This is a genomic window from Escherichia sp. 93.0816 (genome assembly GCF_013368855.2).
Taxonomy (GTDB): Bacteria; Pseudomonadota; Gammaproteobacteria; order Enterobacterales; family Enterobacteriaceae; genus Escherichia; species Escherichia ruysiae.
This window is the reverse complement of sequence record NZ_JABWNC020000013.1, coordinates 102,735-116,681: the sequence shown is the minus strand read 5'-3', so window position 1 is coordinate 116,681 and position 13,947 is coordinate 102,735. Positions and strand designations below refer to the sequence as shown.

Genomic DNA, 13,947 nt, shown 5'->3' with positions numbered 1-13,947 from the left:
TTTCAGCTCACTGTCGCGAGGTGGCGTATATTACGCTTTCCTCTTTCAGAGTCAAGCATTTATTTTTGCTTTTCTCTGCCAGAATTCTCAGGAGAACCCCGCTGACCCGGCGGCTTGTCTGCCGTTGTTCCGTGTCAGTGGTGGCGCATTATAGGGAGTTATTCTGAGCTGACAAGAGGAAATTTAAAATAATTTTCCGAATGCGCGTTTTTTCATCAAAACACCTGTTGGTGTGCCATAAAACAAGCAATTTGCCGTTTTTGCAACCGCAATCACACTTCCTGGTGGCATACTAAGGAGGAAAAAAAGAATAAGGAAGATGAGTATGCCATTAAGCGCACAACAGTTAGCTGCACAGAAAAACCTTTCGTATGTTCTGGCTGAGAAGCTAGCGCAACGGATCTTAAAAGGTGAATACGCACCTGGCACCATTCTGCCTGGTGAAATTGAGCTGGGTGAGCAATTTGGAGTGAGCCGTACTGCGGTACGCGAAGCGGTCAAGACGCTAACGGCAAAAGGAATGGTTTTGCCACGACCACGAATTGGTACGCGTGTCATGCCACAATCCAACTGGAATTTTCTTGATCAAGAGTTACTCACCTGGTGGATGACTGAAGAGAACTTTCATCAAGTTATTGATCATTTTCTGGTTATGCGTATCTGTCTGGAGCCGCAAGCCTGCTTATTGGCAGCAACGGTAGGCACCGCAGAACAGAAGGCGCATCTCAATACATTAATGGCCGAAATGGTGGCGTTAAAAGAGCATTTCCGCCGGGAGCGTTGGATTGAGGTCGATATGGCCTGGCATGAACATATTTATGAAATGAGCGCCAATCCATTTTTGACATCTTTCGCTTCTCTATTTCATTCGGTTTATCACACTTACTTTACGTCAATAACCAGCGACACCGTGATAAAGCTGGATCTACACCAGGCTATTGTCGATGCAATAATCCAAAGTGATGGCGACGCTGCATTTAAAGCTTGTCAGGCGCTGCTACGCTCCCCTGATAAGTAACATAACAAACGGGGCGCTGAATACAGTATGGCGGGTTTGCCGTGCATTGCGGCAAGGGTCATCTTTATACAGACACTAAATCTCACCATCCTGAATACCACCTTATCCGCAACTACTGCCATCATCAGTCATACGCTGACGGTGGCAATTCTTATTCAGGGGAATTATTACTGTTGCTTCAGTAGCAGTGTTCATGCTTCGGAAAGCAACTGATGGTAATAATTTGATTAAAAGAAAGCGCAAATCTAAGCCGAGCCGCGCTCCATCAGAATCGGCGTAAGTTGTAGTCGTTGTTGCTGTAGATTTGGCTGTGCCATCCGGTGGATGAGTACATCAATCGCCAGCTCCCCCAGTTCATCTTTTGGTTGATGAATTGTAGTAAGCGGTGGCGTCATAAAGCTTGCCAGTTCAATATCGTCATAGCCAATCACCGCGATATCCTGCGGGACATATAAGCCAGCCTGATATAGAGCCTGGTAAACGCCAACTGCCATAGCGTCATTTCCAGTAAACACTGCCTGTGGGCGTAGCGGATGCGATAACAACTGCTGCATCGCGTCAAACCCACCGTTAAATTCAAAATCGCCAGTGACTTCATAACCATCTGGAACGTCAAGGCCAGCACGCTTCATTGCCGCCCGATAACCTTCCAGCCGCAAACGTGCAGGCGTTTTATCCAACGGGCCGGTAATACAGGCAATTCGGGTATAACCTTTGTCGATCAGATATTGCGTCGCTAAATCACCGCCCAGCAACGAGTTATCCTGAATAAGATCGCTGTCGCCATCGAACGGCGCCCAGTCCATCATCACAGTAGGGATTGTTGGATAACGTTGCATTATTTCACGCGAAGGCTGGTGTGTTTCAGTACAGAGTAATAGCAAACCATCGACACGCTTTTGCATCAGCGTTTCCAGATTGCGATTCATTCGCTGCTCATCGCCTTCGGTATTACACAGAACAAGACTATAACCGCGCTCGAAACAACTACGTTCAACGCCACGCACCAGTTCAGAATAGAAAGGATTGGTACTGGCAGTGATCAACATGCCAATGGTATGTGTTTGATTGAGCTTGAGGCTACGCGCCAGAGCTGATGGCGCGTAATTGAGTTCTTTAATCGCCGCTTCAACTTTGGCGGTAATCGCTTCACTGACGAAGCGATCTTTATTGATGACGTGAGAAACTGTTGAGGTAGAAACGCCCGCCAGGCGGGCAACATCTTTCATTGTGGCCAAGCGTCACCTCTGCCTGTCTAAAAATGCTTCGATCTCTTCACGCCACGGTACTGACGGTTGTGCGCCTTTGCGCGTTACGGCAATCGCAGCGGCAGCATGGGCAAAACGAATCGCCTCAGGCAATGGTTTTTCTTCCAGCAACGCCGTGATTAACGCGCCGTTAAAAGTATCTCCGGCAGCAATGGTATCGACAGCCTGAACCCGGAATCCAGGAACGCGCTGACCTTCTCCATTCACGCTAGCCCACACGCCACGACTCCCTAAGGTAATCAGCACGGTACGGATACCTTTCTCATGCAGTACCTGCGCAGCCTTCGCCGCATCTTCATCATTTTCAACACGAATACCGGTGAGCTTTTCTGCTTCCGTTTCGTTTGGCGTAATAATGTCTACCAGCGCCAGCAATTCATCAGGTAATTCGCGAGCCGGAGCCGGGTTAAGCGCAACGATAGTCTTATTTTGATGGGCGATTTTCGCCGCTGCCATCACACTTTCGAGTGGTGATTCCAGCTGCATTAATAATGCTGACGCGTTGGCAATACGCTCACGTTGCGCTTCCACCAGCGCCGGGGAAAGGGCAGCGTTAGCGCCGGCATGAATACCAATGACATTCTCACCTTCGCCATTAACAAAAATCAGCGCCACGCCTGTTGATTCGCCTTTGATCACGCTGACCGGAGAAATATCGATGTTATCGGTGGCGAGCTGCTGGCGAACACTCTCACCAATACTGTCATTCCCCGTGCAGGCAATAAACGCGATATTCGCACCGCTACGCCCTGCAGCCACAGCCTGATTCGCGCCTTTACCGCCAAATGCAACCTGATAGTGGTTACCGGTTACGGTTTCGCCTGGAGTTGGAAAAGATTGAAGATTAAGAATGTGGTCAGCATTAATGCTGCCAAGAACAACGAGGCTGCCTGCGTTTTGCATATTCGGGATGTCCATAAAATGCGCCACCGTGTTAGGGTGGCGCGTGCCCTGCTTTTCTTTATATTACACGTTCATCTGTCGATGACGTATTTATGTCACCATCAGGTCATACGACCTGATTAAAACTACTGCTTAACAACCAGTTTCAGATCAACCGGATACTTAGCCTGAACTTTCTCGCCTTTCAGCACTTTATCGGCGGTTTCGACGCCTTTCGCGCCGATCTGATCGGGTAGCTGAGCGATAGTCGCTGCTAGTTTGCCATCATTCACCGCTTTTTCGCCATCCGGTGTACCGTCAAATCCGACGACCATCACATCCGATTTACCAGCAGTTTGCAGTGCGCGCAGCGCGCCCAGCGCCATTTCATCATTCTGCGCGAACACCGCCTGCACATCCGGGTGAGCGGTCAGCAGGTTCTGCATGACGTTCAAACCTTTGGTGCGATCGAAGTCTGCCGGCTGGCTGGCGAGGACGTTAAACTTGTGAGCAGCAACGGCCTGCTGGAAACCTTCACCACGTTCACGTGCAGCGGATGTACCGGCAATGCCTTGCAGTTCGATAACTTTTGCACCTTCGCCAGCTTTCTTCGCGATGTAATCACCGGCAATTTTTCCACCCAGTACGTTATCTGAAGCAATGTGGCTCACCACTTCACCTTTCGTTGCCTGGCGGTCAAGAGTGATAACCGGAATGTTCGCCTGGTTAGCCATCTTCACAGCATTACCTACTGCGTCGGAGTCCGTCGGGTTAATCAGCAGAATTTTGGTGCCGCGAACGGTTAAGTCCTGCACGTTCGCCAGCTCTTTCGCCGGGTTGTTCTGGGAGTCCAGCACCACCAGGTTATAACCGAGTTTATCCGCCTCTTTCTGCGCACCATCTTTCAGCGAAACAAAGAACGGGTTATTGAGCGTGGAAACCACCAGCGCAATGGTGTCTTTTGCCATCGCATTCGCACTGACGGTGGCGCTTAACGCAACAGCGGAAACCAGGGTAGCCAGTTTTTTCATGTTCATATTCAAGATGTCCTGTAGTCGTTATTACTGCTTTTTGTTGTCTACCAGCACCGCCAGCAAAATCACCACCGCTTTGACGATCATCTGGTAATAGGAGGAAACACCTAACAAATTCAAACCATTATTAAGGAAGCCAAGAATTAATGCGCCGATCAACGTCCCAACAATGCGACCTTTTCCGCCCGCCAGGCTCGTACCGCCCAGAACCACCGCAGCAATAGCATCCAGCTCATAGCCAGTACCCGCCGTGGGTTGCGCGGAGGAGAGGCGCGCCACTTCAATGATCCCGGCCAGCGATGCCAGCAGACCACAAAGAGAATAGACGATGATTTTGATTTTATTGACGTTGATACCAGAAAGACGCGTTGCCGCTTCGTTGCCGCCCAGCGCGTAGATGTAACGTCCCAGACGCGTGTGATGCAGCATGTACCAGGCCGCGAGGAAAACAATCCCCATGATCCAGACAGGCGTAGGTACTCCCAGCGGACGACCAATACCAAACCAGCCGAACAGATCGGCGTTCTCAGTAAAGCCGGTATTCACCGGGCTACCGTTGGTGTAAACCATGGTCACGCCGCGCAGTAAAAGCATCATAACCAGCGTAGCGATGAACGCCTGGACGCGACCTTTCGCCACAATCACCCCGGTTACCGCGCCAATTGCCGCACCTAACGCGAGAGCGGCTGCGACAGCCACCAGCGCGTTGACTTCAATGCCGACGATAGATGCAGCAACTGCGCCGGTCAGCGCCAACAGAGAACCTACCGACAGGTCGATGCCTGACGTCAGAATAACCAGCGTCATCCCGACCGCCATAATGGCGTTCACCGAGGTTTGCTGGAGAATATTGAATAAGTTATTGATGGTGAAAAAGTTCGGGCTTAACGTCGAGACAATCGCGATCAGCACCAGCAGAGCGATAAGCGATTTCTGCTCCATCAGCCACGCTTTCGTGAAATAACGGCGACCAGAGACAGTCTGGGTTGTCATTTTTTTACTCCTGATTCACGCGATTAAGCTTGCCCACAGCGGCAGCCATTAACACTTCCTGAGTGGCCTGCTCACGAGTAAATTCCCCGCTGAGATGCCCTTCATGCATGACGATGATGCGATCACTCATGCCTAACACTTCTGGCATCTCCGATGACACCAGAATGATGCTCAAGCCATCGGCTTTGAACTGGTTAATCAGTTGATAGATCTCTTTTTTCGCGCCGACATCTACGCCACGGGTAGGCTCATCAAGGATCAACACTTTAGGGCGAGTCATCAGACCACGGGCAATCGCCACTTTTTGCTGATTGCCACCGGAGAGCAGACCTATTGCCTGTTCCATCGACGGCGTTTTCACGTTGAACAGACGGATAAAATCACTGACCGCCTGCTGCTCATCCGTATGTTTCAGGCTACCACCAGTGCGACTGAAGTAGCGTAGCGCGGTCAGTGACATGTTCTCTTTTACTGACATGCCCAGCACTAAACCGTCGCGTTTACGGTCTTCAGAGATATACACAATGCCATTCGCCAGGCCATCCTGCGGCGAGCGGGTAACGACCTCATGCCCATCCAGGGTGACGTAACCGCTTGTGCGCGGCAGGGCACCGTAGAGCACTTTCATCAGTTCGGTACGGCCTGCGCCCATCAAACCAGAGACGCCAAGAATTTCGCCTTTGCGTAAAGTAAAAGAGACATCGTTAACGCCGGGTCCGCAGAGATTATCGACTTTCAGTAAGACGTCCCCTGGCGCTTTGTCCAGGTGTGGATACTGATCTTCCAGCTTACGCCCCACCATCATCTCAATCAGCGAATCTTCAGTCAGTGATGCCACTTCGCGCTCGGCAATAAATTGCCCGTCACGAAAAACCGTAACGTCATCACAAATCTCGAAGATTTCTTTCATGCGGTGGGAAATATAGACAATGCCGCGCCCCTGCGATTTCAGTTCGCGGATAACGCGGAACAGGGATTCAGTTTCGGTATCGGTCAGCGCATCGGTCGGTTCATCCATAATGATGACTTTCGACTCAAAGCTCAGCACTTTGGCAATTTCCACCATCTGCTGGTCGCCAATAGAAAGATCGCCCACCAGCTTGTCGCTTTTAAAGCGCAGGTTAAGTTTGGCTAAGAGTTTATCCGCTTCGGCATACATGGTTTTCCAGTCAATTTTGCCAAAGCGATTAACAAACTCACGACCGAGGAAAATGTTTTCTGCGATGGTCAACTGCGGGATCAGGTTCAGTTCCTGGTGGATAATCCCAATCCCGGCTTCCTGGGAGGATTTCGGCCCGGTAAAAGTAGTCTCTTTCCCCAGCCATAAAAGCGTACCAGCATCACGGGTATAGATACCGGTCAGCACTTTCATCATGGTGGATTTACCCGCGCCGTTTTCACCCACCAGTGCCATCACACGACCTGGATAGACATTTAACGCGGCTCCCGAGAGAGCTTTTACGCCCGGGAACGCTTTATCGATGCCTTTAAGCTGTAGTAATGCTTCCATGGCGGCCTCAGAACGTCACGCCAGCACAGAGAATGATATTCGCATACGGAGAACATTCTCCGCTGCGAATTACCGCCTGACTTTCTGCGGTTTGTTGTTTGAATTGTTCATGCGTGGTGTAACGAATTTCAATGGTGTTTCCCTGGTGTTTTTGCAGCTGCTCAAGGTGAGTGAGCAACGTTTCGTGGAGTTGCGGATTATGTTGTTTGATCTCTTCCGCGATAATGGCTGCCTCGACCTGCATTTCACTTGTGACGACGCCCAGCACCTGCATAAAAGAAGGTACACCCTGGGTTAATGCCATATCGATACGCGTTGTCGTTTTAGGGATGGGTAAACCAGCATCACACACCACCAGCGTATCGGTATGCCCCAGGCGGGAGATCACCGACGAAATATCAGAATTAAGAACGGCGCCTTTTTTCATTTTTTTCTCCATCAGCGAAACGTTTCGCTGACCCACAGTTTAATCCCGACTGATTAAGGAAAACCATCACGACGTTACGGAAATGTGATCAACATCGAAACGTTTTACATCGTGAGTAACCATGAAAAAAACGCCCCCTTATGGAGAAAGGAGGCGTCTGGCGTTAGATTTCGACCTGAGTACCCAGTTCGATAACCCTGTTTGGTGGGATTTCAAATTGATCCGGTGCACGCAGCGCATTACGTTGCAACAGCAAGTACAGCTTGCCGCGCAGACGCAAATACCACGGGCGTTTGCCGAGGATCAACGACTCATGCGACATAAAGAAGGAGGTTTCCATCATCCGGCAACTTAATCCTTCCAGACCGCAGCGGTGGAAAACTTCTTCCACGTTTGGCGTTTCTCGCCAACCATAACTTGCCACCACGCGCCAGAAAGTGGGCGACAATTGTTCAATCTGTACCCGACGGACGTTATGGACATATGGAGCGTCTTCAGTACGCAGAGTTAACAGAATAACCCGCTCATGCAACACCTTGTTATGTTTAAGGTTATGCATCAGCGCAAAGGGAATGACATTAATTGCACGCGACATATACACAGCGGTTCCGGGAACGCGAACAGGCGGTGATTTCTCCAGTGAAGCAATCATCGCTTCCAGAGAGTTACCATGTTCGTGCATCCGACGCAGCAGGCGGAAACGCTCGCTCTTCCAGGTGGTCATCACGATAAACATCACCGTGCCGAGGCTCAGAGGCAACCAGCCACCGGAAAGCAGTTTATCGAGGTTAGCGGTAAACAGAGGGATATCGACACACAGGAAAGCAATCAGGATCAGCGCAACAAAATACTTATTCCAGTGCCAGTTCTGACGCGCCACGGTAGTTGAAAGAATAGAAGTCAGTACCATCGTTCCGGTCACCGCAATCCCGTACGCCGCCGCCAGGTTGCTGGAGTGCTCAAAGCTGACAATCACAATCACGACCGCGACATAGAGCATCCAGTTCACAAACGGAATATAGATTTGCCCTGACTCCATTTCGGAGGTGTGAATAATGCGCATCGGCGACAAATATCCCAGACGTACCGCCTGACGCGTCAATGAGAAGACGCCAGAGATAACCGCCTGCGAGGCAATCACCGTTGCCAGTGCGGCGATGATCAGCAGCGGGATCAGTGCCCAGTCCGGCGCCAACAGGAAGAACGGGTTCTTAATCGCTTCCGGGTGTTTTAACAGCAGCGCCCCCTGCCCAAAGTAGTTAAGGGTCAAAGACGGCAATACGACGGTGAACCACGCCAGGCGAATAGGGAACTTACCAAAGTGCCCCATATCAGCATACAGCGCCTCGACACCGGTAATCGACAGTACCACCGCGCCTAACGCAATAAAGGAAACGGTTTTATATTCAAGGAAGAAATGCACCGCCCACATCGGATTCAGCGCATGTAACACTTCCGGGTTGGCAATAATGCTACGTAACCCCAGCCCTGCCAGAATCAAAAACCAGGTCAGCATGATAGGCGCAAAAAGCTTACCGACCATAGCAGTGCCATGTTTTTGAATCATAAACAGTAAAGTGAGAACGATGATTGAGAGGGGAACTATCCAGGTGTCCAGCTGCGGAGCGACGATTTCCAGACCTTCTATAGCGGACATCACCGAAATGGCAGGCGTTATGACAACTTCACCATAGAAGAAACTGCCGCCGATTAGCCCCATAATCACCAGCATTGACGTCGTTCGCGCCGACGTATTGCGCCCGGCAAGCGACATCAACGTCAGGATCCCCCCTTCACCAGCGTTATCTGCACGCATGACGAAGGTGAGATATTTTATGGAAACCACAAAGATTAGCAGCCAGAAGATCAGCGATAAAAAACCAAACACGGCATCGCGTTCAACGCCAAAACCAAACTGGCCGGACAAACATTCACGAAGTGTATATAACGGGCTGGTACCAATATCGCCGTAGACAACTCCAATCGCCGCGAGGGTTATCGCGGGCAACGATTGCTTATTATCAGTGCTCATAGACTAGTCTTTCGTTGAAATATGAAATGTGTGCGTAGTCCCTTGGCCCACAAAAAAGCGCACAGTATGCACGATTAACGGCAAAATCGTACTCCTAAATGCGGCCACATTAACCTGGCTCAAAGAAAAATAGCCCTCCTTTGAGACTATTTTTGCCACCAGCAAGAAACGTCTATACTCGCAGTTTACGCAGAACTTTTGACGAAAGGACGCCACTTCATTATGGCTCACCCTCATTTATTAGCGGAAAGAATTTCCCGTCTAAGCAGTTCGCTGGAAAAAGGGCTTTATGAACGTAGCCACGCCATCCGCCTGTGTTTGTTAGCGGCATTAAGTGGTGAAAGCGTATTCCTGCTTGGCCCGCCAGGTATTGCTAAAAGTTTAATCGCCCGGCGCTTAAAATTCGCCTTCCAGAATGCGCGCGCGTTTGAATATCTGATGACCCGCTTCTCCACACCGGAAGAAGTTTTTGGCCCCCTTTCTATTCAGGCGTTAAAAGATGAAGGCCGCTATGAGCGTTTAACCAGCGGCTACCTGCCGGAAGCGGAAATCGTCTTTCTTGATGAGATCTGGAAAGCCGGGCCAGCGATTCTTAATACCCTACTAACCGCTATTAATGAACGCCACTTCCGCAACGGCGCACATGTTGAAAAAATCCCTATGCGTCTGCTGGTGGCAGCATCCAACGAACTGCCAGAAGCAGACAGCAGCCTGGAAGCGTTATATGACCGTATGCTGATTCGTCTGTGGTTAGATAAAGTGCAGGATAAAACGAATTTTCGCTCCATGCTGACCAGCCAACAGGATGAAAACGACAATCCCGTTCCGCCATCCTTGCAGGTCACGGATGAAGAATACGAACGCTGGCAGAAAGAGATTGGTGAAATTACGCTGCCCGATCATGTATTTGAGCTGATTTTTATGCTGCGTCAGCAACTGGATAAATTACCGGATGCGCCTTATGTCTCCGACCGTCGCTGGAAAAAAGCGATCCGCTTATTGCAGGCCAGCGCCTTTTTTAGCGGTCGCAGCGCGGTTGCCCCGATTGATCTCATCTTGCTGAAAGATTGCCTGTGGTATGACGCCCAAAGTCTGAATTTAATTCAACAACAAATTGACGTATTGATGACCAGTCATGCATGGCAGCAACAGGAAATGCTGACTCGACTGAGCGCAATTGTGCAGCGTCGCCTGCAACTCCAGCAACAACAAAGCGATAAAACAGCCTTTACGGTGATTCGTCAGGGTGGCATGTTCAGCCGTCGCCCGCAGTATCAACTTCCAGCCGACGTTACAGCTTCCACGCTGACCCTGTTGCTGCAAAAACCATTAAAATTGCATGATATGGAAGTTGTTCATATCGCTTTTGAGCGTAGCGCGCTGGAACTGTGGCTGAACAAAGGCGGCGAGATTCGCGGCAAATTAAATGGTATCGGTTTTGCCCAGAAGCTAAATATGGAAGTTGATAGCGCCCAACATCTGGTGGTGCGCGATGTGAGTTTGCAGGAGGCGACTCTGGCGCTGCCCGGCGCATCGGCAGAGGGGCTACCCAGCGAAATAAAACAACAACTAGAAGATCTTGAAAGCGACAGGCGCAAGCAACACGCCTTATTCAGCGAACAGCAAAAATGTCTGTTTATCCATAGCGACTGGTTAGGTCGCATTGAAGCCAGCCTACAGGATGTCGGCACCCAGATTCGCCAGGCGCAACAATGCTAACACTGGATACGCTCAATGTGATGCTGGCCGTCAGCGAAGAGGGATTGATCGAAGAGATGATCATCGCTCTGTTGGCCTCGCCGCAGTTGGCGGTCTTCTTTGAAAAATTCCCACGACTGAAGGCGGCAATCACTGATGATATTCCCCGCTGGCGCGAGGCGCTACGCAGTCGGTTGAAAGATGCCCGAGTCCCGCAGGAGCTCACGGAAGAGGTCATGTGCTATCAGCAAAGCCAGCTTCTTTCTACGCCGCAATTTATTGTGCAGCTACCGCAGATACTGGACTTACTGCATCGACTGAATTCCCCGTGGGCCGAACAAGCCCAGCAGTTGGTTGATGCCAACGGCACAATCACTCCGGCATTACACACGCTTTTTCTCCAGCGTTGGCGCTTAAGTCTGATCGTGCAAGCGACGACGTTAAATCAACAGTTATTAGAAGAAGAACGCGAACAACTGTTGAGTGAAGTTCAGGAACGCATGACGCTAAGTGGGCAGCTTGAACCGATTCTGGCAGAAAACAACACCGCAGCCGGTCGTCTGTGGGATATGAGCGCCGGTCAGCTTAAACGCGGCGACTATCAGTTGATTGTAAAATATGGTGAATTTCTTAACGAACAGCCGGAACTGAAGCGCCTGGCGGAACAGCTGGGGCGTTCGCGGGAAGCCAAATCAATACCCCGCAACGATGCGCAGATGGAAACCTTCCGCACCATGGTGCGCGAACCGGCGACCGTTCCTGAGCAGGTTGATGGTCTGCAACAAAGCGATGATATTTTACGCCTTCTACCGCCGGAACTGGCGACGCTTGGGATAACTGAACTGGAGTATGAATTTTACCGTCGACTGGTGGAAAAGCAGTTACTCACCTATCGCCTGCACGGTGAGTCGTGGCGTGAAAAAGTTAGCGAACGCCCGGTGGTACATAAAGATTACGACGAACAGCCGCGCGGACCGTTTATTGTCTGCGTGGATACTTCCGGCTCAATGGGCGGCTTTAATGAACAGTGTGCGAAAGCGTTCTGCCTGGCATTAATGCGCATTGCCCTCGCTGAAAACCGGCGCTGCTTTATTATGTTATTTTCCACCGAGATCGTCCGTTATGAACTTTCAGGCTCACAAGGCATCGAACAAGCGATTCGCTTTTTAAGTCAGCAGTTTCGTGGAGGCACCGATCTTGCCAGTTGTTTTCGCGCCATTATGGAACGCTTGCAAAGCCGGGAATGGTTTGACGCCGATGCGGTGGTGATTTCTGATTTTATCGCCCAGCGGTTGCCTGACGACGTGACGAGTAAAGTGAAAGAGTTGCAGCGGGTACATCAGCATCGCTTTCATGCCGTGGCGATGTCGGCACACGGCAAACCCGGCATCATGCGCATTTTCGATCATATCTGGCGCTTTGATACCGGGATGCGAAGCCGCCTGCTCAGACGCTGGCGGCGATAAATTATTACAGCAGAGAAGGGACGCTCTCACGAACTGCCGCAGGCCAAACGCCACACTGAACCTGGCCGATATGCGGCAGTTGCAGCAGTAGCATGGTCAAACGAGACTGACCGATACCGCCGCCGATAGTCTGCGGCATTTCACCGCGCAGCAGCGCCTGATGCCATTCCAGTTGCAGGCGATCTTCGTCACCGGTTAGCGCCAGTTGGTGCTTCAGCGTATCGGCATCCACGCGGATCCCCATAGAAGAGAGTTCAAACGCATCTTCCAGCACCGGGTTCCACACCAGAATATCGCCGTTCAGACCTGCATGGCCCAGTTCTGACGGAGTGCTCCAGTCATCATAATCCGGTGCACGCACGTCGTGGCGATGACCATCACTCAGCTTGCCGCCAATCCCGACGAGGAATACCGCGCCAAGATCTTTCGCAATCGCCCGCTCACGCCCTTTAGCATCGAGATCCGGATAACGAGACAGTAATTCCTGACTATGTACGAAGTGGATCTGATCCGGCAGGAACGGTGCCAGGCCAAACTCTTCGCTAACAGCAGCTTCGGTTGCTTTAATTCCCGCCCAGATCGCCTCTACGGTACTTTTCAGAGTCGAGAATTGACGCTCGCCGTCGCCCATTACGCGTTCCCAGTCCCACTGGTCAACATAAACCGAGTGCAGCGGGGAAAGGCGGTCTTCATCGGGGCGAAGGGCTTTCATGTGCGTGTACAGCCCTTCGCCCACGCTGAAGTCGTGTTGCCCTAACGTCTGACGTTTCCACTTCGCCAGTGAATGAACCACTTCGAACTGGGCATCAGGCAGAGCTTTCACTTTTACCTGCACCGCTTTTTCACAGCCCGACAAGTTATCCTGCGTGCCATCCCCCACACGACTAAGGATTGGCGCCTGGACTTCGATCAGTCCTAAGCGTTCTTCCAGTTGACGAGAAAAGTGAGATTTCACGAAGCTAATTTGACGTTGTTTGGCAATGTAAGCGGTTTTCATTTTTTATACTCCTGCGTCCTGTTGCTTATGATTAAGCAACAAAAACCAGCACACATGCAATAATCATTCAATAAAAAGCCTTACTCACTTTTGATTCATTAAAAAAGAAGACTAAAATAGAATGAATCATCAATATGAATAAGAAAATCCTATGGAAAATTATCTAATCGACAATCTGGACCGTGGCATCCTGGAAGCATTAATGGGCAATGCGCGCACCGCTTACGCTGAACTGGCGAAACAATTTGGCGTCAGCCCGGGGACGATTCACGTTCGTGTAGAGAAAATGAAGCAGGCGGGGATCATCACTGGGGCACGTATCGACGTCAGCCCGAAACAGCTCGGTTATGACGTAGGTTGCTTTATTGGCATTATATTGAAGAGTGCCAAAGACTATCCTTCCGCTCTGGCAAAACTGGAAAGCCTCGACGAAGTCACCGAAGCCTACTACACCACCGGCCACTACAGCATCTTTATTAAGGTGATGTGCCGCTCGATCGATGCCCTCCAGCATGTACTTATCAACAAGATCCAAACAATTGATGAAATTCAGTCCACTGAAACACTGATCGTCCTGCAGAACCCGATCATGCGTACTATCAAGCCATGATCGGCTTTTTTA

General features: G+C 50.7%; 12 protein-coding genes and 1 pseudogene. 5 read left to right on the top strand and 8 right to left on the bottom strand.

Annotated elements, in window-relative coordinates; all coding sequences use genetic code 11:
- Positions 1-325 precede the first annotated feature (325 nt).
- Together HEM79_RS14870 and HEM79_RS23045 are read left to right on the top strand one after the other, a co-directional pair.
- Entirely contained in the window at positions 326-1,018 is a 693-nt protein-coding gene (locus HEM79_RS14870) for a FadR/GntR family transcriptional regulator (RefSeq protein WP_001131157.1), read from the top strand.
- Positions 1,019-1,172: 154 nt separating this feature from the next.
- Positions 1,173-1,298: pseudogene (locus tag HEM79_RS23045) on the top strand (hypothetical protein); the annotation flags it as partial.
- On the opposite strand, the gene rbsR reads toward HEM79_RS23045, so the two are convergent.
- From rbsR to kup, 7 genes are all read right to left on the bottom strand, one after another.
- The gene (gene rbsR, locus HEM79_RS14865) at positions 1,264-2,256 is read right to left on the bottom strand and encodes a ribose operon transcriptional repressor RbsR (RefSeq protein ID WP_000224459.1); all 993 of its coding nucleotides are present in this window, start codon (positions 2,254-2,256) and stop codon (positions 1,264-1,266) included. The pseudogene HEM79_RS23045 and the gene rbsR overlap by 35 nt on opposite strands.
- Positions 2,257-2,259: 3 nt before the next feature.
- Positions 2,260-3,189 carry a ribokinase gene (gene rbsK, locus HEM79_RS14860; RefSeq protein ID WP_176241541.1) on the bottom strand — a complete coding sequence of 310 codons (930 nt, stop codon included), beginning with the start codon at positions 3,187-3,189 and terminating at the stop codon, positions 2,260-2,262.
- Positions 3,190-3,314: 125 nt separating this feature from the next.
- Positions 3,315-4,205 carry a ribose ABC transporter substrate-binding protein RbsB gene (rbsB, locus tag HEM79_RS14855; RefSeq protein ID WP_001056273.1) on the bottom strand — a complete coding sequence of 297 codons (891 nt, stop codon included), beginning with the start codon at positions 4,203-4,205 and terminating at the stop codon, positions 3,315-3,317.
- Between the two features lie 24 nt (positions 4,206-4,229).
- The gene (gene rbsC / locus HEM79_RS14850) at positions 4,230-5,195 is read right to left on the bottom strand and encodes a ribose ABC transporter permease (RefSeq protein ID WP_000211858.1); all 966 of its coding nucleotides are present in this window, start codon (positions 5,193-5,195) and stop codon (positions 4,230-4,232) included.
- A gap of 4 nt (positions 5,196-5,199) precedes the next feature.
- Positions 5,200-6,705: a ribose ABC transporter ATP-binding protein RbsA gene (gene rbsA, locus HEM79_RS14845; protein ID WP_176241538.1), complete on the bottom strand. Its 1,506-nt coding sequence runs from the start codon at positions 6,703-6,705 to the stop codon at positions 5,200-5,202.
- Positions 6,706-6,712: 7 nt separating this feature from the next.
- Positions 6,713-7,132, bottom strand: a complete 420-nt coding sequence (rbsD, locus tag HEM79_RS14840) for a D-ribose pyranase (RefSeq protein WP_016159916.1) — start codon at positions 7,130-7,132, stop codon at positions 6,713-6,715.
- A gap of 163 nt (positions 7,133-7,295) precedes the next feature.
- A complete protein-coding gene (kup, locus tag HEM79_RS14835) occupies positions 7,296-9,164 on the bottom strand; it encodes a low affinity potassium transporter Kup (protein ID WP_000102310.1) in 1,869 nt (622 codons plus the stop codon).
- Positions 9,165-9,386: 222 nt separating this feature from the next.
- Here kup and ravA point away from each other — a divergent pair, with 222 nt between their 5' ends.
- Together ravA and viaA are read left to right on the top strand one after the other, a co-directional pair.
- Entirely contained in the window at positions 9,387-10,883 is a 1,497-nt protein-coding gene (gene ravA, locus HEM79_RS14830; RefSeq protein WP_176241537.1) for an ATPase RavA, read from the top strand.
- Positions 10,877-12,328: an ATPase RavA stimulator ViaA gene (gene viaA / locus HEM79_RS14825; protein ID WP_176241536.1), complete on the top strand. Its 1,452-nt coding sequence runs from the start codon at positions 10,877-10,879 to the stop codon at positions 12,326-12,328. Before ravA ends, viaA begins: the two co-directional genes overlap by 7 nt.
- Positions 12,329-12,332: 4 nt before the next feature.
- On the opposite strand, the gene asnA is transcribed toward viaA, so the two are convergent.
- Positions 12,333-13,325, bottom strand: coding sequence for an aspartate--ammonia ligase (gene asnA, locus HEM79_RS14820; RefSeq protein ID WP_000845136.1), 993 nt, complete (start codon positions 13,323-13,325; stop codon positions 12,333-12,335).
- Between the two features lie 151 nt (positions 13,326-13,476).
- Here asnA and asnC point away from each other — a divergent pair, with 151 nt between their 5' ends.
- The gene (asnC, locus tag HEM79_RS14815; RefSeq protein ID WP_000432970.1) at positions 13,477-13,935 is read left to right on the top strand and encodes a transcriptional regulator AsnC; all 459 of its coding nucleotides are present in this window, start codon (positions 13,477-13,479) and stop codon (positions 13,933-13,935) included.
- The last annotated feature ends 12 nt before the right edge of the window (positions 13,936-13,947 follow it).